General features: G+C 44.3%; 16 protein-coding genes. 11 read left to right on the top strand and 5 right to left on the bottom strand.

Translation table 11 applies throughout. The annotated features are described in order from the left end of the window. Positions 1 to 245: 245 nt before the first annotated feature. The 4 genes from HUW51_RS16470 to HUW51_RS16455 all read right to left on the bottom strand — a co-directional run bounded on the left by HUW51_RS16470 (position 246) and on the right by HUW51_RS16455 (position 2828). A complete protein-coding gene (locus HUW51_RS16470; RefSeq protein WP_185270719.1) occupies positions 246 to 674 on the bottom strand; it encodes an SMI1/KNR4 family protein in 429 nt (142 codons plus the stop codon). Positions 675 to 905: 231 nt separating this feature from the next. Beyond that, on the bottom strand, positions 906 to 1520 hold the full coding sequence (locus HUW51_RS16465; protein ID WP_185270718.1) for a YceI family protein: 615 nt from the start codon (positions 1518 to 1520) through the stop codon (positions 906 to 908). Between the two features lie 239 nt (positions 1521 to 1759). Further along, entirely contained in the window at positions 1760 to 2413 is a 654-nt protein-coding gene (locus HUW51_RS16460; protein WP_185270717.1) for a hypothetical protein, read from the bottom strand. 130 nt (positions 2414 to 2543) lie between these two features. Next, complete coding sequence (locus tag HUW51_RS16455; protein WP_185270716.1) at positions 2544 to 2828, bottom strand: hypothetical protein; 285 nt, start codon at positions 2826 to 2828, stop codon at positions 2544 to 2546. Between the two features lie 821 nt (positions 2829 to 3649). Here HUW51_RS16455 and HUW51_RS16450 point away from each other — a divergent pair. The 6 genes from HUW51_RS16450 to HUW51_RS16425 all read left to right on the top strand — a co-directional run bounded on the left by HUW51_RS16450 (position 3650) and on the right by HUW51_RS16425 (position 10846). Beyond that, on the top strand, positions 3650 to 4489 hold the full coding sequence (locus HUW51_RS16450; RefSeq protein WP_185270715.1) for a sulfurtransferase: 840 nt from the start codon (positions 3650 to 3652) through the stop codon (positions 4487 to 4489). 263 nt (positions 4490 to 4752) lie between these two features. Continuing rightward, the gene (locus HUW51_RS16445; RefSeq protein WP_185270714.1) at positions 4753 to 8469 is read left to right on the top strand and encodes a PAS domain-containing protein; all 3717 of its coding nucleotides are present in this window, start codon (positions 4753 to 4755) and stop codon (positions 8467 to 8469) included. A 49-nt stretch (positions 8470 to 8518) separates the two neighbouring features. Then, positions 8519 to 8917, top strand: coding sequence for a response regulator (locus HUW51_RS16440; protein WP_185270713.1), 399 nt, complete (start codon positions 8519 to 8521; stop codon positions 8915 to 8917). 98 nt (positions 8918 to 9015) lie between these two features. Further along, the gene (locus tag HUW51_RS16435; protein ID WP_185270712.1) at positions 9016 to 9582 is read left to right on the top strand and encodes an RNA polymerase sigma factor; all 567 of its coding nucleotides are present in this window, start codon (positions 9016 to 9018) and stop codon (positions 9580 to 9582) included. A gap of 151 nt (positions 9583 to 9733) precedes the next feature. Next, on the top strand, positions 9734 to 9952 hold the full coding sequence (locus tag HUW51_RS16430) for a hypothetical protein (RefSeq protein ID WP_185270711.1): 219 nt from the start codon (positions 9734 to 9736) through the stop codon (positions 9950 to 9952). A gap of 204 nt (positions 9953 to 10156) precedes the next feature. After that, positions 10157 to 10846 carry a ClpP family protease gene (locus HUW51_RS16425; RefSeq protein WP_185270710.1) on the top strand — a complete coding sequence of 230 codons (690 nt, stop codon included), beginning with the start codon at positions 10157 to 10159 and terminating at the stop codon, positions 10844 to 10846. Between the two features lie 320 nt (positions 10847 to 11166). On the opposite strand, the gene HUW51_RS16420 is transcribed toward HUW51_RS16425, so the two are convergent. Beyond that, on the bottom strand, positions 11167 to 12576 hold the full coding sequence (locus HUW51_RS16420) for an alkaline phosphatase PhoX (protein WP_185270709.1): 1410 nt from the start codon (positions 12574 to 12576) through the stop codon (positions 11167 to 11169). A 305-nt stretch (positions 12577 to 12881) separates the two neighbouring features. Here HUW51_RS16420 and HUW51_RS16415 point away from each other — a divergent pair, with 305 nt between their 5' ends. The 5 genes from HUW51_RS16415 (at position 12882) to HUW51_RS16395 (ending at position 21675) form a co-directional block, all read left to right on the top strand. Next, positions 12882 to 13568, top strand: coding sequence for a TetR/AcrR family transcriptional regulator (locus HUW51_RS16415; protein WP_185270708.1), 687 nt, complete (start codon positions 12882 to 12884; stop codon positions 13566 to 13568). Between the two features lie 10 nt (positions 13569 to 13578). Beyond that, complete coding sequence (locus tag HUW51_RS16410; protein ID WP_185270707.1) at positions 13579 to 15765, top strand: peptidase domain-containing ABC transporter; 2187 nt, start codon at positions 13579 to 13581, stop codon at positions 15763 to 15765. Between the two features lie 2 nt (positions 15766 to 15767). Then, on the top strand, positions 15768 to 17159 hold the full coding sequence (locus tag HUW51_RS16405) for an HlyD family secretion protein (protein ID WP_185270706.1): 1392 nt from the start codon (positions 15768 to 15770) through the stop codon (positions 17157 to 17159). Between the two features lie 97 nt (positions 17160 to 17256). Then, positions 17257 to 18669 (top strand): TolC family protein, encoded by a 1413-nt coding sequence (locus tag HUW51_RS16400; RefSeq protein WP_185270705.1) that lies wholly within the window; start codon positions 17257 to 17259, stop codon positions 18667 to 18669. 234 nt (positions 18670 to 18903) lie between these two features. After that, positions 18904 to 21675, top strand: a complete 2772-nt coding sequence (locus tag HUW51_RS16395) for a TonB-dependent receptor (RefSeq protein ID WP_228467051.1) — start codon at positions 18904 to 18906, stop codon at positions 21673 to 21675. Positions 21676 to 21707: the final 32 nt, after the last annotated feature.

The raw sequence follows: 21707 nt of genomic DNA, 5'->3' as shown, positions 1-21707 counted from the left end.
GCTGAGGCGGCTCTCCTTCCCCTAAATTGGATAATACTTCTTTATTTCGCTATACTCCGGCCAGTTTAAATTTTTCCACAAGGTGTTTATTATCTAGGCAAATTTTTGATAATCAAATCAATAGAACAGCACAAAACCTTTTAAAAGATGGTCAGAAAAACAACCGGCCGCTGGGTGCGGCCGATTATTTTTAAAAATTTCTATTTCCCGAAAGTTTCAGGTGCTAAAACAGGACTTATATAATATCAACTACTATGATAATCGTTGTAATACAAGCGTTTGATAAACTCTTCGAAGTTGGTACCCAGCGGAATAAAGTCTTCTTCCTCGCTGAAAGCAGGCAAAATACCATACACTAGTTTTTTATTTCGTTTGCCTAAAACATACATTTCGCCGCCACCATCGCTGCCAATCTGCACCGCCCACGGGAAATATTCTTTGCAGTACCCTTCGGTAATTTCTACCAGTTCTTCCAGTTTGTTAAAGGTGCAGTAATTTTCCCCCACAAAACCTTTAAAGCCGTTAGTTACTTTAATAAATGCTTTGTAGTCTTCGGGTAAGGTCAAATCAAGTTCCTGTTCAATCTGTAAAACCTGACTCAGGTTGCCGGGTGGATAAAACTCGTTTGTAAACCCAACCTGATTTTTAAAAAACTGGTCGATTACACTTTTCATTTTTTAAATCTGCAAACAATTTATTCCGGGTTATTCATTACAACCAAATAATACAAGGCCTTTTTTCGCATTAATTACAAGATCAGCTTTTAGCCAACTATTTAGCGCACTTGCTGGTGGAGCAAATATCCTTCCTTTAAGTCGGTTAAAAATTAAGCAAGTAAAGCTTAACTAAATGTTAATCTTGCGGCGTTTTTTAAATTTTTAAAATTTAGGCAAGCCGGGCGCAGCTTAGTTTCTGCTACCTGCTACCTTCAGGCGAATAGCTACTTCGGGGAAAATGTGGCGGTTATCCAGGGCCGGATCGGCGGCGTAGTTCATGCCCCATTGCGTGCGATCAAGTTTAAAAGCAGCGTCCACGAGTACGTTATTTTCTTGTACTTCAATTTTAGCCGGAAACGATATCGCATGGGTTTGGCCCAACAAGGTTAAGTCGCCGGTTACCCGGGTGTTGGCTGCCGTGGTATCGCCTACGGCGGGGACAATAAGGGGCTCTACCTGCGTAATTTTAAAAATGGCTTCGGGGTATAAGGCCAGATTAAAAAAGTCTTTGCTTTTCAGGTGTTTGAGCAATACAGGTTTAATCGCTTTGGGTAAATCATAATTTTTAATTGAAGCAATGGGTATCACAAAAGTACCACCTTGTATTTGTTCGTCGGTTATTTGCAGCTCCTGGCAGGTAACAGCAAAAGAACCCTGATGCGACACTTTCGGGCTGGCTCCCGACCACTCTACTATGGATTTATCGGGATCTAAGGTAAAATTTACTTTGGCTTGATTCGGCGAAAATATACCGTTGTAAACAAAAGTTAAAATTAACAGGATTGATAAGAATACAATTTTCATAGTAAAGGCAAAATGCAGACTGGAGCTAAATGCCTATCCGGCAACTTTCTAAATTTTTAAATTTTTAGAAAATACACCGGATAAGCAGCTAATTTGGATTGATTAATTCTGGTTTGATTGTGGTTTATTTATGCGGCCTACTATTTACATTTTAGAAGAGCCGCATAAATAAGTTTTACATAGTTTTATTGCAGCGTAGTTAAGGGCTGGGTAAGTAGCCGCCTAACCCGATTATATAATTAGATGGCGTAAGGGAAATTGCGGGACACTTTGCGCATCATCCGTTCCACTAAGTCGTCGGTGGATGAAGTAAAATCATCGTCCATGGTTTTGAAAAAGCGCCACAGCAACTCGCCGTCTTTGCCGTTGTTAATGGTCATGGTTAAGGAACCAGAACCGGTTTTACCGGCATAACCCCCAAATACCACCGCCGTAGCAAACGCAGCCCCATCGGAGCGGGTTTGTTCCATATCAAACTTGCCACCAATTACCGCGTCTACGCTCAAGGCTTCGGCAATTTCCTGACGGGTAAACTCGTCTAGTTTGCCGAACATGCCCGCTTTTTTCAAGAGAATATTGGTTTTTTCTACATCCTGAAAAGTAACTGAGTACGATTTAGATTTCCGGAGCAAATACGTGTACATGCTGGCCTGAATGTTTTTGGCCAGGTTTTCTTCTTGTTCCTGGTGCGCCTCGGCGTTAAAGTTTTTGGGTTGTTTGCGGTAAGATATTTTAGCCGCGAAAGGTAAAATGGCAACTGTTTTATGCTGGCCAATTTCCGTTTTAAGTTGCGGACTGGCAAAAATTTGCTTTGCGCTTTCGCCCAACATTACTTGCGCCGAAGCCAAGGTAGCGGTTAAAATAAACAGAAGTAAAAAGCTTAAAATTTTCATGGTTTTATAGGATTGTTATTGTTTAGGTTGGATGATTGATTAATGAATGTAAATAAAAATATACCCGAGAAAATAGTAGCTAAGAGCATGCAATAAGGCGGCCGGCTTACGGGCTGGCCTTTAACCTTATTTAATTGGCAGTTGAAGCAGAATTAGTGGCAGCGGGCACTGGAGTAGCGGCGGCAGCTTTAGGCTGCGGTTTGTAAATAGCGCCTGTCGCAAAATCTACGGCTAAGCTGGGCCAGAATAAAAGCACATCGGCCACTAAGGCACCTACCCGAATTTGGCGTTGTGGCTGGCCCGGAGCCGGCGTTGTTTTTTGATACGCGGTTACCTTGCCCCCAAACAAAGTAGCGCAGCTAGTCATGGATAAGGTTAAGGCAAAAAGAACGGAAGCTTTAGCAATTTTTTTCATGGTTTGATTAAGTTTTTATGTGGTATAAATAGTCGTTTAGTTCTTTAGTTTTCTGGCGATTATATTAATTCCGCTTTAGAATAAGACAAAGGTAATAGGTGCCTGAGCCGAACGGTATAAGTACTAGTACTCAATTTTATAGGCAATATTGCTCATTTGCATTCCGGCACCTAAAACTTTGCCTATTAGCAAGTTACCTTTAAAAAAGATAGCTTTTACCGGCACTCAAAACGCTTAATTTTAAAAAAATGCTTGGTTATTATTTGTTTTACTTGAGCCATTACAAGCCCTAAGCCAGTTCTAAAAAAAGCCTCTGGTAAGCCGTAATAAACTTTTTGTTCTGACTTAGATTAAATAACTGTCCATTTATAAAAAAATGTGTTCCATTTTAGAACAATCCGTGAGCTAATTGCCGGTTTAAGAACTTTAATACCAGCGCTTTTTCAGTATTTCCCGGATTATGGCGTGAGTTGCAGCAATAAGCCTATATTTTTAGCTAGCTCGCTACGTTTTTTTTTAAATTTTCTCTTTTTCTTACATATCTGTATAGATTAGGCTACCTGAGAAATTATTTCTGGAACAAGGCGTACTAACTCGATTAACAGGTTCGTACTTAATAAAACCTACGTACCATAAGAAACAAAATGGCGCTTGTTGATTAAATGGGTAGGTTAAACACTTTAAAACTATTATGTGCTAACCGCTGGAAAAAACCGGCCGGTAGTTTAAATTGCTGCAGAAAGTTTAAAAACCAGAAGCTATTTAAAGTGGCTAACCACCAGATTTTTATTTGGCGTATTTTCCTTAAAATTTAAAAAATTATGAATGCGATTATAAACCCGGAAGAATTAGTTTTATTACAACAAAGCCCGCAGTTGGTTTTGGTGGATGCCCGCAGCGGCCCGGAATCGCGCGCGAATTACCAACAACTGCACTTACAGGGCGCACGGTTCGTTGATCTGGAACAAGAACTTTCGCATAAAAAAGCCAGTGCCGCCGAAGGGGGCCGCCATCCCCTACCCGATATAAACCAATTTGCTCAGGTTTTAGCTAAATTAGGAATAACCCCAGACAGCCAGGTAATAGTATACGACGATAAAAACGGCGCCAACGCAGCAGCCCGGTTCTGGTGGATGTTACGCGCCGTCGGTCACGAAAAAGTGCAGGTACTTAACGGCGGCATTCAAGCAGCTCTGGCGGCTGGTTATCCTACTTCGTCCGGCGAAGAAACCCCGGCGCCAGTGGCGCCTTATCCGGTAAGCACGTGGCAATTAGCTACGGCCAGCCTGTCAGAAGTGGAAAAAGCTGCCGCCGATCCGCAGTTTTTAGTGATTGATGTACGCGAGCCCGAGCGGTACCGCGGCGAAAAAGAACCCATCGATTTAGTGGCCGGACATATTCCGGGAGCCGTAAACATACCCTTTAGCACCAACTTAGACCCTAATGGATTCTTTTTGCCAGCCGAAGAATTGAAAGCAAAATACACAGAAGCTCTGGGCAACCGCGAACCCAGCCAGGTAATCGTTCATTGCGGCTCGGGTGTTACCGCTTGCCATACGCTGCTGGCCATGGCCGAGGCTGACCTGGATATACCGGTACTTTACGTAGGCTCCTGGAGCGAATGGTCGCGAAATAACAAAACTATTGCTACCCAAGTGTAGTATTACTTTGGGGAAATAGCGCAACCAAATTAGATACCTGAATTTTACTTTTATCAGAGCACTCCGGTGCATGGTTTTACCTGCTTTTAAAATAAAGTTAGATTAACGGTATAGCACCAAAAGCAAAGTTTGGCAAGTAAGCTTTCTTTCCGCAACAAACGTATCGCTCCGTACTAAAACTAAAATTAGCTTCTTTAACGTACCTTTTATCTACTTTAAAGAGCGAAAGTTTATGGAGTCCGGAATTATTAATTTTTATTTGAATGTCTGATTTTGCTGCTAAGCCGTTGGCCTTTTTGTCCGAAGATTTAGTTTCTACGGATGAATTGTTACATAATTTATTTCATCTTTCGCTAACGGCCATTAATCTGTTACGGCCGGTATTTCAACCCGGATCTTCCGAAATAGTTGATTTTGTTATTGAATACGTGAATCCTGCCGGGCAGCAGATGGTAGGTTTACCGGAGCGGCCCCAGGTTACCTTACTCACGCAATTTCCTTATACCCACGACACCGGGGTTTTTGCTTTTTACCGCGATACGTTTTTATCCGGCCAGGCCGCACAATATGAAGTTAATTACCAACACGATGGCCTGGATAATTACTTTCATTTAGCGGCCCAGCGCACGGGTAAATTATTGTTGGTAAGCTTTAGCGATACAGCTACCCAAAACCGTTCGGCGGTAGAAGTAGCTTTGCGCGAAAGCCAGGCCCGCGAAGAAGCCGCCCGCGACGAGGCCGAATTACAACAGCAGCAATTACAGGCTATTTTTATGGCGGCACCCGCCATGATCTGCATTCTTGAAGGGCCAAAGCATGTTTTTAAATTAGTAAATCCGCCGTATCAGCGTTTAGTGGGTAACCGGGATTTGCTGGGCAAACCCATTGCCGAAGCCATGCCCGAACTGGCTGGTCAGCCAATTTTTGGTTTACTGGATAAAGTTTACCGCACCGGCGAAACCTATTATGCCCAGGAAATGCTCGTGCAACTCGACCATAATAACGCAGGCGGCGACCTGGGCCAGAATTATTATAACTTTGTATATCAGGCTACCCGCGACCTAAATGGTAAAATTAACGGCATCATGGTATTTGCCTACGAGGTAACCGAACAAGTACGGGCACATCGCCAGTTAGAATACAGCCATCAGCAATTATTAGATTTAAACGAAGAATTTCAGGTTTCTAACGAAGAGCTGCTGGCTACCAATACGGAGTTATTAGATACCCAGAAAGCCTTACAGCACCTGAACGAAGAACTGGAAGCACGCGTGCTCGAACGGACCAACCAATTACAAACCGCTAAAGCTGCTACCGAACAACAACGGGCCCGTCTGGAACGTTTTTTTGAACAAGCTCCCGCAGCCATCTGCATTCTGGACGGGCCGGAGTTAATTTTCGAGTTGGTAAATCCCCGGTACCAGCAATTGTTTGCCGGGCGTAAGTTGTTAGGTAAACCCATCCTGCAAGCCCTGCCCGAAGTAAAAGACCATCCGGTTTATCAAACCCTGCAGCAAGTATACCAATCGGGCCGAACGCACGAAGCTTACGGCGTTCTGTTTCCGGCTGCCCGTTACCAAGACGGACCGCTGGAAGACCTGTATTTTAATTACATTCAACAGGCCCGTTACGACGATAAAGGCCGGGTAGATGGGGTGATGGTGTTTGCTTTTGAAGTTACCGATCAGGTACTGGCGCAGCAACGGGCCGAAATATTGCAGACCGAAGTATTGGCGGCCGCGCAGCGCCAGGTTCAGGAACGGGAATCGTTTTACCAGATTTTTGAACAAACGCCGGCTTGCATTGTATTGCTGCGTGGCCCGGAACACCGGGTAGATTATTACAACTTAGCCTATCAAAAGTTGTTTCCTGGTCGGCAGATGCGGGGTAAAACCATAGCCGAAATTCAACCGGAAGCTTTAGAACAAGGTTTTGTTGCCTTACTCGATCGGGTTTACCAAACCGGCGAAACTTTTTACGGGAATGAATTGCTGCTGGCAATAGAACAAGAACCCGGAAAACCGCCAGTAGATACTTACTTTAACTTTACCTATCAAGCTTATCAAGAAAACGGGGAAACTGTAGGAATTTCGGTGTTTGCCTACGATGTAACCAACCAGGTACTGGCCCGAAAAGAAGCCAATCAGCAGCAAAAAATGTTGCAAACCTTGTTTATGGATGCGCCCGCCCCCATTGTAATTCTGGATGGTCCCGAGATGGTTTATCAATTGGTAAATCCGGCTTATCAACGCATTTTTCCGGGCCGGGAACTACTGGGCAAGAAACTGTTAGAAGCCTTACCGGAATTAAAAGATACCCAATTACCGGCCATTCTGGAAAACGTTTACCGCACCGGCAAAACCTACGTAGCCCAGGAAATGCCTTTATTGCTGGCCCGTAACGAAGGTGGCCCGCTGGAAGAAATTTACTGGACCTTTACCTACCAGGCCCGCTACAACGCCCAGGGTGTAATTGATGGCGCACTGGCGTTTGCTTACGAGGTAACCGATCAGGTAAAAGCCCGCCGCACCGTTGAAGAAAGCGCCAAACAACTGCGCCTGGTAACCGATAATTTACCCGTATTGATTGGTTACGTGGATACCCAGGAAAAGTACCGGTTTGCCAACCGCCCTTACGAAGCCTGGTTTAATTTAAAAGCCGATGCTATGCTGGGTAAACCAGTAGTGGAGGTAATCGGGGAAAAAGCGTATAAAAATGTAAAACAATACATTGATCGGGCTTTAGCCGGCGAGCGTTTTAGTTTTGATATCACTATGCACTACCGGCCCGGTTTTACCAGGCACATTCACACCAATTACATTCCGGATATACAAGATGGTAAAGTTGTTGGTTTTTACAGCATGGTGCAGGACATTACCGACCAGGTAGAAGCGCAGCAACGTTTAGCGCAGTCGGCAGCCGAATCGCAAATGATTGCGTCCAACGCGCCGGTATTTATTTTTCGGGCCGATGCCGCCGGCCACCTTAACTACGTAAACGAAACCTTTTTTGTGTGGAGCGGCCTGGTACGGCACGAAGCCCGGTTAGATGAAGTGTGGAGCCTGATTCACCCGGAAGACTTACCCGATATTACCTTGGGCTTAGCTGCCGCCTTTCAGTCGGGCAAAGCATGGGAAAGCCCGGCCTACCGCATGCGCCGCCGCGACGGGGAATACCGCTGGTCTATTACCCGCATTCAGCCTTTATTGGGCGAGGATGGTAGCTTTCAAGGTTTTAGCGGAGTAAATATCGAAATTCATGAGCAAATTGAGTTGCAGCGGCAACTTACGCGCACCAACATAGACCTGGATAATTTTATTTACACCGCTTCGCACGATTTAAAAGCACCAATTTCCAATATAGAAGGGTTAATGGAGGCACTACTGGAACAGTTACCGGAAGAAATTTTAAAAATTAACACGGTGCAGCGTACTACCGAGCTCATCAACGAATCGGTGGAGCGCTTTAAACGCACCATCGACCATTTAACCGAAATCACCAAACTACAAAAAGAAAATAACGACGAAGCATCGTCGGTAGACTTGGCTACCATTATTGCCGAAGTGCAGCTAGATCTGGCTCCTCTGGTTAAAAATACCCAAGCCCAACTCACGGTAGATGTAACCTCCTGCCTTCCCATTCGTTTCTCAGAAAAGAATATGCGCAGCATAATCTACAATTTGCTTTCTAATGCTATTAAATACCATTCGCCGGATCGTACACCCCAAATAGCGGTGCGCTGTTATCTCGCCGCCGAATACCAGGTTTTAACTGTCCAGGATAATGGTTTAGGCATGGATTTATCGCAGGGGCATAAACTTTTTGCCATGTTTAAACGCATGCACAACCACGTAGAGGGTACTGGTATTGGTTTATACATGGTAAAAAAAATAATAGAAAATGCCGGCGGTAAAATAACAGTAGAGAGTAAAGTGGGAGAAGGATCTACATTTAAAGTATTTTTTCCTTTAAGCGCGTAATAAAAAGAATTACCTGAACTTGGTTAAAACGCTTTAGGAGGCACCCAGCATGAATAAAATTGCCTGTACCTTACTGGTAGATGATGATAATACAGCCAACTACTTAAATCAGTTACTTTTTGAAAGATTAGAAGCAACTGAAAAATTACTCGTGGCCCATAATGGGCAAGAAGCGCTTACGTTACTTACGGAAAATTGCCCCGGTAAAGGCTGCCCTACCCTTATTTTGCTGGATATTAATATGCCTATTATGGATGGATTTGAATTTCTGGAGGCATATGAGCAGTTAAATTTCAAGGAAAAGCAGAATATTATTATTGTTGTGCTAACTACCTCCCTGAACCCGATGGATGTGCAAAAAGTGGAACAAGCCAAAATTGCCGGCCTTATTAACAAACCGCTGTCTAAAAAAGCTTTACAGGAAATTATAGAACAACATTTTAATTAGGTTAGCTTATTTACCGCTGCCTGCGCGCTAAAATTTTTAAAATTTTGTTTACTATCGGGTGATATTTTTGCAAAAACCCGATTAAAGATAAAAAGCGCATGCAAACCGTACTTTCTTCCGTAACAAATACCGATTGGCGGCAAGCTTTTACAGCCAATCGGGAAAAAGCTTTAACGCAAATTTATGCTTTAACTTACCCCAAGGTCTTACACTACGTCATTCAACACGAGGGCCAGCCCGCAGATGCGCAGGATTTGTTGCAGGAAGCCATTATTGTATTCTACGAGAAGGTAATGCAGGAGCAGTTTCAACTAACGGCTCAAATTACCACCTACCTGATGGGCATTTGCAAAAATTTGTGGCACCAGGAACTGGAGAAAAAACAACGCCAAAAAAACCTGACTACTGCAGAATCTAACCCTGTAATAGAACCGGTACCGGAAAAATCAGAACAACCCGTTTTGGAACTGATATATTTTGTGGACCAACTCGGTCAGAAATGCCGCGGTATTTTAACTTCGTTTTACTATTTCGGTCAGTCAATGGCAACTATTGCCGAACAAAATAGCTACCGCACCATCCGCAGCGCTACCGTCCAAAAATTTAAATGCCTGGAGCGGCTGCGTAAATCCTTAGCTGGTTTTTCAGTTCATTATTTCCGGTAAAAGAAGAGCAACTGTTTTTTCAACTATCCAGGTTATTCCGGGAAGTAGCAACCTTCTTATTTTTTAAATTTTTCGCTTTTTCAATCGCTTAAAATTCTCTTTTGATGCTGGCATTAACCTGTTACAAAAACTATAAAAAGAACTAAAAACTATGCGGCCCGAACTGGAAGAAATTAAAACATTAGAAGGCTTTATAAAAGGCACTTTACCTCCGGATAAAACCCAAGATGTCCAAATCCGGTTACTATGGAACCAAACCTGGCAGGCTGGTTTGCATCAGCAAAATGTAGCTTATTGGGCTATACAAGCAGCGGGCCGGCAACAATTACGAGCCGAGCTAAATGCCATCCACAACCGTTTATTTCCCTGATTTTTTAAATTTTTAAATTTTAGATAGTCTGCCTTAATTTTAGAGTATTCTAAAAGAAATAACCCTTTATTTACCTGCCGCTTGGCGCCTGTTCTTTTAGCCTGATCGCCCCAGAATAGTTCTATTTTCCAAAATGTACCGGTTAGTTTTTTAACTGGTCAGGAACCTCCATGTCTAATTTTTTAAAATTTAACCATCCTTTATATGTATCCAGCAGAATTTAGTACCAAAGATTTCCGGCAGTTTGCCGTAAAAGGCCGATCTGTGAATGGTTTGGCGTTTGACCAATACGTAACCACTATCCAAAACATGACCCGCTCGGTTATTGAAGAAAGACCGGTAAACTTTAGAGAAGTAGATGTTTTTTCCAGGTTAATGGCCGACCGGATTGTTTTTTTAGGCACCGCCGTAGACGATAACATTGCCAACATTATTGTGGCGCAAATGCTGTTTCTGGAGTCGGTAGATGCCAAAAAGGATATTTTGTTGTACATTAATAGTCCGGGTGGTTCGGTGTATGCCGGTTTGGGCATTTACGATACCATGCAGTACATCCACCCGGATGTAGCTACCATTTGTACGGGTTTGGCCGCTTCCATGGCTTCGGTATTGTTGTGCGGCGGCGCTGAAAACAAACGGTCGGCCTTACCCCACGCCCGCATCATGATGCACCAACCCAGCAGCGGCGCCCAGGGCCCTGCGTCCGATATTGAGATTTCGGCCCGTCAAATTTTAAAAATGCGCCAGGAATTATACGAGATAATCGCCCATCATACCGGCAAAACTTACCAGGAAATACATGACGCTTCGGATCGCGATTACTGGTTAAAAGCCGACGAAGCCCGCGATTACGGTTTAATTGATGATGTTCTGGTGAAAGAAAAGAAAAAGTAACAGGTAGATAATGGTAGATGACCTTTCTACTGGATCACCTAAATTTAAAAAATTTAAAAAATCAGGCTAAGCTTTCGTTTATAATACAACCCAATTTTTAAATTTTTGCTTTTGCTCATTTCTTATTAAGCACTATCAAATGCTTTTAATTAAGCCCTTCGGGAGATTGATTTAACCACTAGGCTAAATTAAAATTCTTCAACCAGCCTATAGTTAGAAATCACTTAGTGTTATTTACAAAATACAACTAGCAACTTCATATAAATAATACTCTAGCCGGCAATAATATAGAACTGCCGGCTAGAGAAACTTAAAGTTTATTAATTAGCCGAACCGGTACGCCAAGGACCAGTAATCGCCAAGGTTAGGCCAACCCCTTGTAAATTTACAAAGTATGTTTCGCCGGTGGGCGAAAATACACCACCCGCAAATTCGCTTGGCGAGCCAATATTTTGGGCTAATTTATAAAACTCTCCTTTGGGAGTAATACCTACCACAAATGGCGCGGCATTATCTTCGCATAAAATTAAATCGCCCCAGGCCGATACCGTCATGTTGTCGCAGGCATTGGCAATGGTAGAATCATGCGATTCAACAAAAAGCTCCAATTTGCCCGGCTGTTTCTTTTCTTCGGGTTTACCTTCGTGCAAACTGGGTGTGTACCGAAATACTTGCCCGAAAGAAAACTTTCCGCCATTGGTGCAGGCAAAGTATACTTCATTGTTCCCGAACCACATGCCTTCGCCGCGCGCAAACCGGGCAGCTCCTTTGTCGTAGCCCTGCAAGCGTAAGTCATTTTCCGGCGATTCTACATTTTCAATATCAATCCAATCTACTGCAAAAGGCTGCCCAATGGGCATGGGTGGCGTGGTTAATTTTTCCCAGTTGCGGGTATCGAGGCTTTTCTGCTCCCGGACCACCAGCGCCTGCAGTTTACCACCTTTTAGTAATTGTCCGTTTTTGTTCGGGATAAAGCGGTAGATTAAGCTATCCGAGGTATCTTCGGTCATGTAAACAATGCCGGTTCGCGGATCAACCGCTACTGCTTCGTGGTTCATGCGGCCCATGGCTTTAATGGGTAGGGCTTTTGTGAGTTGCATTTTATCACTGGCGGGCACCTCAAAATTATAACCGTGCTCTTTTTCGCAACTATTAGCCTGCTCCGGTTTTAAAACCGATTCTTCGCAGGTTATCCAGGTATTCCAGGGAGTTGGTCCGCCGGCACAATTGCGGGTAGTGCCCACTAAACTTAAAAATTCTTTTTCTACCTGGCCGGTGGCTGGGTTATAAACCAGCGTGGTGGTGCCCCCTAACTCCGGGTTACCTTTACCAAAATCGTAAACTTTACTTTTATCAATCTTAGCAAGCATTTCGTTCGTTGCCCCAAATGCCCCTTTATCCGGGCTGGCGCTTAGTTCGTGATTACGCACCAAAATAACCCGTCCGTTGGGGCCTTTAAAAGTAGCCATACCATCGGGAGCACCCGGTACCAGCAAGCCGTCGCTCATCGGATTACCTTTTTTCGAGATAATTTTATAAGAAAAGCCCTGGGGTAAACTTAACAATCCCTGCGGATCGGGGATTAATGGTCCGTAACCAACCGGGCCAACCGGATTGCTGCTCGCCAATAAAGGATTTTGGACAAAATGATGTAAGCCCATAAAGCCAAGCGAAGCAATGCCGGTTTTTTTAAGAAATGCGCGTCGGGAGCTACCTAGATTCTGTTTCATGGTGAAGAGAGGTAAATACTTATTAATAGGAAAACCAGTAGAAGCTGTTTTTAAATTAACAAACTAATTTTCATTTCAGCAAACAAAGGCTTTCGCCAGTGCAGAAGAAAGCAATAAGGCACCAAGATCAGAATCCCCCCTGTAAGAATCAGACTTTGTTAGGTTAAATAAAGGTTAAGTTTTCCGGCAACGCAATCATTCACCATTATAATAGTATTACTATCAACCTTAATAATATTTGTATATTATTCAATAGTTTTAATATCATTTTAATACTTCAGATTTAATTTTAAGGCAAAAATCAGGTGAACACCGTATTGAAAATTAATTTAAACCATAAATCCTACCTCCGGAACCCCGAAGAAACCGCGCTGGGAAAGAAGATAATAGCCGAAAGCATTCGTCTGATCGACTATTTAGGTTTTGAAGAATTTACCTTTAAAAAGTTAGCGCAGGAAATTAACTCTACCGAAGCGTCGGTGTACCGGTATTTTGAGAATAAACACAAACTGTTGATTTACCTCGTATCGTATTATTGGGTGTGGCTCGATTATCAAATAAGCTTTCAGACGAATAACATTTTGGATCCGGCACAGCGACTTGGCATTATCATTCGTATACTAACCGAGGCCTCTTTGGATAATTTGCAGACTACTTACATTGATGAAGCTGCCTTGCACCGGATTGTTATTGCCGATGCGGCCAAAGCTTATTTAACCAAAGGAGTGGATGAGGATAACAAAGCGCAGTTTTTTCAGGAGTATAAAACACTATGCAGAAAAATTGCTACGGTTCTTCTGGAGATTGCCCCGGACTACCCGTATCCGCATACGCTTATTAGCACAATAATGGAAGCTACTCACCAACAAACGTACTTTGTGCAGCATCTGCCTGCCCTAACGGATATTAAGTCCGGAGAAAATGTAACAGTTAAAGTAGCTGATTTTTTAAAACATCTGGTTTTTGCGGCCATTGCCGCCTACAAAATTTAAAGTTCAGACAATGGATTTAACCCTTTTACCAGCGATAAATAAAATTGTAAGCCAATTGCAAGGGCTTTCGGCGGCTCCTACCCCGGCCAAAGAACCTTTAACGCTGCCGGTTGATAAACCAGCCAGCGTGCCTTCGTTTTTGGCTTACTTACAAGAAACGGCCATTAAAGAAAAGCTAATATACGTTTTATCGGAACCAACTACAGCCGAATTGCCTACTATTCTGGAACACAGCAAATCACCCGTAGTTTTGTGCCAGGTAATAGATAACCAGGTAGTACCGGTAGTAATTCAGCGACAGCATAACCACTATCACGTTTATCGGTTTAGGCAAGCCAAGCCCGAAAAATTAACCTTTCATTCCGTAGAAGAAATAAGCCAAAGCTGCTATCAAATTCCAAATCGCCCGGAAGGTCAAACGTACTTACTAACCAGTTTGGTGCACCAACCGCCCGGCTTTACCGATGCGGACCAAGCTAAAAAACCCTCGCACTTAGGGCGGTTATTTAAGTTTTTAGCCGTTGAAAAAAGCCAGATCGGTTATATCTATATCTACGCTGCTATTGCGGGTATTATCAGTCTTTCTTTGCCTTTGGGTATTCAAAGCATTATCGGGTTTGTTTCAGGGGGGCAAATGTCTACCTCTATTGTGGTACTCATTGGCTTTATTGTAGTGGGCATCTTTGCGGTGGGTGGGCTACAAATTATGCAGGTTTATTTGGTGGAGCATTTACAGCAACGTTTGTTCAGCCGCATGTCCTTTGATTTTGCTCACCGTATTCCCCGCTTACAACTCGAAAGTTTACAGTCGGAGCAGCCGGTAGAGCTCATGAACCGCTTTTTCGAAACCTTGACTTTGCAAAAAGGCATTGCCAAAATTCTACTCGAATTTAATGCGGCCTTACTGCAAATCCTTTTTGGTTTAATATTGCTGTCTTTGTACCATTCTTCGTTTATCTTTTTCGGTATATTTCTGGCGGCTACGCTTAGTCTTATTATCTATGCTACGGGTAATAAAGGCGTGCAAACCAGTTTAGTTGAATCCAAATACAAATACCAGTTGGTAAGTTGGCTGGAGAGTATGGCCCGGGCGATCTATACGTTTAAAATGGCCAGCTACTCTAATCTGGGCATGCAACAAACCGATTACATTACCAGCCAGTACATATTAGCTCGTCGGCAGCATTTTAGCGTGCTCATGACCCAGTACTGGGGCTTTATCTTTTTTAAATCGCTCATTACCGCCGGCTTACTCATATTGGGCTGTTACCTGGTTTTACAGCGCCAAATCAACATTGGGCAATTTGTGGCCTCCGAAATCATCATCATCTTAACCATGAACTCGGTAGAAAAAATAATTTTAAAATTAGATGTGGTGTACGATGTTTTAACCGGCTTAAAAAAGATTACCGCGGTAACGGATTTACCTTTAGAAGAAGCCCGGGGATTAAAAATTACCGAAACAGAATCCGGACCAGGCATAAGCGTACAAGCCGCCCATCTGGCTTACCACAGTCCTTCAGAAGCGCAGATAAAATTACACGACATTAATTTAAAAATAAACGCTTCGGAGAAAGTGGCCTTAACGGGCATCAGCGATGCCGGTAAATTTACTTTATCGCAAATATTACTAGGATTAACCCCGGGCTACGAAGGGCGGCTGGCTTACAATAACTTATCGCTCCGCGATTTAGATGTGGTGAATTTGCGGAGCCAGATGGCCGCCATTATTGCCACCGACCAAATTTTTGAAGGTACCCTGCTGCAAAACATTACCTGCGGCGAAAGCAACATTACCACCCAGGAGGTGCTCGAAGCATTAGAAATTTGTCAGCTCTCGGCATACGTGCAAAACCTACCCAAAGGCTTACACACCGTTTTAACCGGCACCGACTGGCAATTACCCCGTAGCGTGGTTTCTAAAATTATGCTGGCCCGTTGCCTGGTGCGCAAACCCAAACTGGTTGTACTGGATAATAACTTATTAGCCATTAACCGGGCCGAGAAACTGCCTATTCTGCAAGCCTTGCACCAACGCCTAAACTGCACTTTAATAATTATATCGCACGACAAAAAAATTATGCAGTTCTGCGACCGCGTGATGTTGATGCAAGAAGGCACCATTACCCACCAGGGTACTTACACCGCTATTCAACCGCATTTACCTTTAACCGTGTTAACCGAAACCACTGTATAATCATGGCACCCGCTGTTAAAAATAAAGAATACCCCGCACAAGCCCAACCGCATTACAGTACCGCCGATTTATTAAAAACGGCTCCCACCGGGCGTACCCTGGCGCTTTGGTGCGGAGGCATTTTTTTGGTTCTTTGCTTAGCCTTGTTTCTCCCCTGGACGCAGAATATCCGCTCCAATGGTACCCTCACGGCGTTAAACCCTGCTGGCCGGCCTCAAACGCTGCAAAGTGTTATTTCTGGCCGGATTGAAAAATGGCACGTGCAAGAAGGACAAACCGTGCAAAAAGGCGATACCCTGATCAGCATCTCGGAGGTAAAAGATAAGTACTTCGATCCGCAGTTGTTGCAACGTTTAAATGAACAAATCGAAGCAAAAAGAATGAGTTTAGTTGCCACGCAACAAAAAGCCAAAGCCCTGGAAGATCAGATTGCCAATTTAAGAGGAGGTTTAACTTTTAGCTTAAATAAAGCGCGAAACAAAATAGATCAGGTAAAATTTAAATTGCAAAGCGACAGCGCCGAATTAGTAGCTGCCCAAACCGATTACAAAATTGCCCAGGTGCAACTGGAACGCCAGGAAGCATTGTATCAGCAAGGTCTTAAATCTTTGACCGAACTGGAAACCCGCCGATTGAAATTTCAGGAAGTGCGGGCAAAATTGCAGGGCTACGAAAACAAAGTGGCTAGCACCCACAACGAGTTGCAAAATGCCCGCATTGAACTAAATTCTTTAACGGCCGAGTACGGCGAAAAAACTGCCAAAGCTGAATCCGAATTAAGTGCTACCCGCGGCTACGCCTATACCACCAACGGCGAACTGGCCAAAATGAAAAACGAATACGCCAATACTAAAATCCGGGCGGGCTTTTACCACATAACGGCCCCACAAAATGGCATCGTGGTAAAAGCCATGAAAGCCGGTATCGGCGAAACTGTAAAAGAAGGAGAAGCGGTAGCCACCATTTTACCACGCGAAGCGCAATTAGCCGTGGAGCTCTTCGTAAAGCCCATGGATTTTCCATTGATCCGCAAAGGACAACACATTCGTTTGCAATTTGATGGCTGGCCGGCCCTGGTATTTTCGGGTTGGCCCAATACGGGTTTTGGTACCTTTGGCGGCCGCATTGCCGTAATTGATAACGTAGCTACCATGGGTAAATACCGCATTCTGGTAGTGCCAGACCCACAAACTGAGCCCTGGCCGGAAGCCCTGCGCATTGGGTCCGGCGTTTATGGCTGGGCTTTATTAAACGACGTGCCTATTTGGTACGAGCTGTGGCGGCAGTTAAATGGCTTCCCGGCCGATTATCCAACCCAGGAAACTGGGGCTACTTACGCCCCGAAAGACAAAAAAGAATCTAATGCTTTAACCGATGAAACCAGTGCTGAATAACTTTATCATCAAACCGGCGCTATTGGTTTTTTCACGGGTAAACTCCGGTCAACCCCTACGTGCCTTCCTTGCCAGAATTACTCAATATAAATTACTGTTGCTTCTAGAGCTGCTAATTACCGGTATTTCCATCCGCAGCCAAGCCGAAATTTTAAATGATTCTATAAAAGTAGTAACCTTTGCGGCTTTTTACGACCAAATTAAAGCCAATCACCCGGTGGTACGCCAGGCTGCTTTGTTACCGAAACAGGCGCAGCAGGAACTCCGCATCGCCCGCGGTTATTTCGATCCGCAGGCCATCAGTTACTACGACCGCAAAGATTTTAAAGACCAGTTATACTACGAGAACTGGAATAGCATGGTAAAAGTACCCTTGTGGTTTGGTGCCGATTTAAAAGCCGGATACGAGCGTAACAAAGGCGTAAACGTTAACCCGGAAGTAAAAACGCCCGCCGCGGGTTTAACTTACGCGGGTATTTCCTTACCCATCGGCCAAGGATGGCTCATCGATCAACGGCGGGCCACCTTGCGGCAGGCGCAGTTGTTAATTAATGCCGCCGAAGCCGATAAAATTAAAATTATTAACAAGTTACTGCTGGAAGCTTCTAAGGATTACTGGGATTGGGTGTTGGCATACCAACGGTGGCAGCTATACCAAACTGCCTACAACTTATCGGAAGTACGCTACCGCGGGGTATCCGAGCGGGCCCGGTACGGCGATTTAGCCGCCATTGATACTGTGGAAGCCCGGGTCGATTTAATTAACCGCCAGCAATTGTTGCAGCAATCCTTAACCGAATTCCAGAATAGCCGCCTGGTAGTTTCGAACTACCTCTGGACCTCCGATCAAAATCCCGTGGAACTAGTTTCATCAGCTGTACCAGCATTTAATGAAAGCGATTTAAACCTGATCCCCGCGGATACGCTACAGCAACTTTTCCGGTTTGCCCAGGAGAACCATCCGGAATTACGGAAACTGGATTTTAAATACAAACAACTCGAAATTGAGCGCCGGTTAGCCGCCGATAAATTTAAACCAAAACTCAACCTAGAATATAATTTTCTGCGTCAGGACTTTGGTTTACCCGTGGAGCGGCTGAACTCTACTTATTTTTTAAATAATTACAAATTAGGAGTGAGCTTTAGTTACCCTTTACTGCTCCGGAGCGAACGCGGCAAATGGCAGCTTACCCGGTATAAGTTAACTGAAACTGATTTGGCGCTAACTCAAACCCAACGCGATATAACCACTGCCTTGCAAACTACCTACAACGAATTGCAGATGTTAGCGGCCCAGATAAATACTCAGGAAACCCTGGTATCGCAAGCCGATATCCTGCGCCGGGGCGAACAAACCCGGTTCGAAAACGGCGAAAGCTCTTTGTTTTTAGTAAATACCCGGGAAATGAACTTAATTAACCAGAATGTAAAATTATGGGAATTAAAAACCAAGTACGTTAAATCCATTGCTTTACTATACTGGTCGGCGGGTACCATGGACAACTGGTAATGGCATGTATCCGGCTGGGGCGCTTACTTAAATTTATATTACAGAAAAAAATTATAACTTAAACCAAACTAGTTTACTTCCACCTGCTGCAAATAACATTAGCATAACATTTGGCTTTTTTATTTAACATTTTGTTAATCACCTAAAAAGCTAACTCGGAACCGCCGCGCTTAATTTTGCGGCTTGTTCACTACGCACGTTATGCTTAAAAATTTACTCTTTGTTGTGGCATGGATGATACCTGCCTTCTGTTTCGCGCAAAATGGGGTTGTATCGGGGAAGGTAACCGATGCCGAAAACAACTTTTCGCTGCCCGGCGCCACCGTTAAGTTTAGCAACGGCAACCGCTATACCATTTCTAACCAAACTGGCGATTATGAATTTTTAAATATTCCGGTTGGCAGCTATGAGGTGGAAATATCTTATCTGGGGTACCAACGCCAAGTGCAACAGGTTACGGTAGAAGCCGGAAAAAATACCGTGGTAAATTTTAATATGAGTACCAATACCGGCATGCTCCAGGAAATGGTAATTGTGGGGGATCGGTTAAAAGGCCAGGCCCGGGCTTTAAATCAGCAAAAGAACAATCAAAATATTACCAACGTTATTTCTTCGGATCAGGTGGGCCGGTTTCCGGACGCCAATATTGGCGATGCTTTAAAACGGGTGCCCGGCATTACCATGCAAAACGACCAGGGTGAAGCCCGTAACATCATCATCCGGGGTCTGGCGCCGGCTTTAAATTCGGTAACCTTAAACGGCGACCGTATTCCTTCGGCGGAAGGCGATAACCGGAACGTGCAGATGGATCTTATTCCGTCTGACATGATCTCTACCATTGAGGTAAATAAAACCCTTACGCCGGATATGGATGCCGATGCTATTGGCGGTTCGGTAAACCTGATTACCCGGGCTTCGCCCAACGGCGAGCGGATTTCGGCTACCCTGGCCGGCGGTTACGGCCCCATCCGGGAAAAAGCCATTTATACCGGTGGATTGATATACGGAAATCGGTATAATAACAATAAGTTGGGCGTGGTACTTAGTGCTTCTTACAACAATAATGATTACGGTTCGGATAACGTGGAAGCCGTATGGGTACAAGACGATTTTAACAATGTATACGTAGAAGAAGCTGAAATCCGGAAGTACGATGTACAACGCATCCGAAGAAGTGGTTCAGTGGCTTTGGATTACAAGTTTAACGGCAATCATACTTTGTACGCCAATGCTATTTATACCTGGCGGGACGACCGGGAAAATCGCTTCCGGACTACTTACGACGACATTGAACCGGAGTATAACGGCGAAATTATTACGGGTTTTACTGGTCGCATAACCCGGGAAACCAAAGGCGGAATAAACAACAACCGTAACCAAAGCCGGCGCTTGGAAGACCAACGAGTACTAAACTACAGTTTGCGGGGCGAGCACCTGTTAACCCCAAAACTGGACTTGGACTGGTCGGTGAATTACGCTAAAGCGCGGGAGTTTAGACCTAACGAACGCTACATTGAATTTCAGCAGGAAGATGTTACTTTTTCGCAGGCAGGCAATAGCCCCGAAAGGCCATTTATCTCAGCTTCCGGCGAAAGCATGAACTTGTTTGAGCAATCCGAATTAACCGAAAATCGCGACAATACCGAAGAGTCGGAGTTTGGCGCAAAAGTAAATGTCCGTTTTCCGCTTTCTATGATTCCTGCTCAAAAAGGCCGCCTAAGAACCGGATTACGATTACGCATTAAAGATAAACTGCGCGATAACAATTTTTTCACCTACGAACCCCTGGATGATGTTACCCTGAACAATGTAACCACCAGCAATTTCAACGGCGAAGGTTTTAACCCGGGCAGCAAATACGTGCCGGGCGTTTTTGCCTCGGCTAATTACCTGGGCAACCTTAACCTGAACAATCCGGCCTTGTTTACCAGTGAATCAGACCCATCGGAATTTTTGGCTGTAAACTACACGGCCCGGGAAAACATATACGCTGGGTATATCCGCTGGGATCAGGACTTAAGCGATAAACTGGCCATGATCGTAGGTGCCCGCCTAGAACACACTTACATCGATTATCAGGGCAACCGGGTACTGGACGAAGAAGAACTAGAAGGTCAGTTGAACAATACCAATTCTTACACCAATGTACTTCCGAACCTTTCGTTTAAATACAGCGCTTCCGATAACTTAATTTTACGGGCGGCCTTTACTACGGCATTGGCCCGCCCCAATTACTACGCCCTGGCTCCTTACGTAAACAATGTGGCTTCTGATGCCGAAATTAGCGCCGGTAACCCTAACCTGAAAGCTACCTACGCCTACAATTACGATTTTATGGCCGAAAATTATTTTAAATCGGTGGGTTTAGTTTCGGGTGGCGTGTTTTTTAAAAAATTAAACAATTTCATTTACAATTACAGCAATAACCAGTATACCTCCGCCGATTTTGCCATTGACTTTCCGGGCCAAAGCAACCCCGTACCGGTTAATGAAAACTGGACTTTCCTGCAAGCCAGAAATGGCCGGAGTGTAAATGTATACGGCTTTGAAGTTGCCTTCCAGCGGCAACTGGATTTTCTACCGGGATTTTTAAAACACTTTGGTTTATACGCCAATTACACCTATACTAAGTCTAAAGCGAATGGCGTCACCAACGAGGACGGTGAAGAAAGAACCGACGTAAGTTTACCCGGTACGGCCCCGCACATGCTGAACGGGTCTTTATTCTGGGATAACAGTAAATTCTCGGCGCGCTTATCCATGAATTATGCCTCCGATTACCTCGACGAACTGGGCTCGGATTCATTTCAGGACAGTTTTTACGACAAGCAATTATTTCTGGATGCCAACGCTTCTTACAAATTTACTTCAAAGCTGCGCCTGTTCGTTGAAGCCAATAATTTAACTAATCAGCCTTTACGTTACTATCAGGGCATTCCGTCCCGCACCAAACAGATAGAATTTTACCAAGGCCGGTACAACTTAGGCTTTAAGTTCGATTTGTAGTATAAACTAAACTACTAATGGAGCCGGGCTAT

This window comes from Adhaeribacter swui, from assembly GCF_014217805.1.
GTDB classification, from domain to species: Bacteria; Bacteroidota; Bacteroidia; order Cytophagales; family Hymenobacteraceae; genus Adhaeribacter; species Adhaeribacter swui.
The sequence above is the reverse complement of the archived record's forward strand: the minus strand, read 5'-3'. Positions and strand labels throughout refer to the sequence as shown.

Bases quoted from the DNA above. Each gene is read 5' to 3' on its own strand.
- HUW51_RS16470 (WP_185270719.1), bottom strand. From the start codon at position 674: ATGAAAAGTGTAATCGACCAGTTTTTTAAAAATCAGGTTGGGTTTACA.
- HUW51_RS16465 (WP_185270718.1), bottom strand. From the start codon at position 1,520: ATGAAAATTGTATTCTTATCAATCCTGTTAATTTTAACTTTTGTTTAC.
- HUW51_RS16460 (WP_185270717.1), bottom strand. From the start codon at position 2,413: ATGAAAATTTTAAGCTTTTTACTTCTGTTTATTTTAACCGCTACCTTG.
- HUW51_RS16455 (WP_185270716.1), bottom strand. From the start codon at position 2,828: ATGAAAAAAATTGCTAAAGCTTCCGTTCTTTTTGCCTTAACCTTATCC.
- HUW51_RS16450 (WP_185270715.1), top strand. From the start codon at position 3,650: ATGAATGCGATTATAAACCCGGAAGAATTAGTTTTATTACAACAAAGC.
- HUW51_RS16445 (WP_185270714.1), top strand. From the start codon at position 4,753: ATGTCTGATTTTGCTGCTAAGCCGTTGGCCTTTTTGTCCGAAGATTTA.
- HUW51_RS16440 (WP_185270713.1), top strand. From the start codon at position 8,519: ATGAATAAAATTGCCTGTACCTTACTGGTAGATGATGATAATACAGCC.
- HUW51_RS16435 (WP_185270712.1), top strand. From the start codon at position 9,016: ATGCAAACCGTACTTTCTTCCGTAACAAATACCGATTGGCGGCAAGCT.
- HUW51_RS16430 (WP_185270711.1), top strand. From the start codon at position 9,734: ATGCGGCCCGAACTGGAAGAAATTAAAACATTAGAAGGCTTTATAAAA.
- HUW51_RS16425 (WP_185270710.1), top strand. From the start codon at position 10,157: ATGTATCCAGCAGAATTTAGTACCAAAGATTTCCGGCAGTTTGCCGTA.
- HUW51_RS16420 (WP_185270709.1), bottom strand. From the start codon at position 12,576: ATGAAACAGAATCTAGGTAGCTCCCGACGCGCATTTCTTAAAAAAACC.
- HUW51_RS16410 (WP_185270707.1), top strand. From the start codon at position 13,579: ATGGATTTAACCCTTTTACCAGCGATAAATAAAATTGTAAGCCAATTG.
- HUW51_RS16405 (WP_185270706.1), top strand. From the start codon at position 15,768: ATGGCACCCGCTGTTAAAAATAAAGAATACCCCGCACAAGCCCAACCG.
- HUW51_RS16395 (WP_228467051.1), top strand. From the start codon at position 18,904: ATGATACCTGCCTTCTGTTTCGCGCAAAATGGGGTTGTATCGGGGAAG.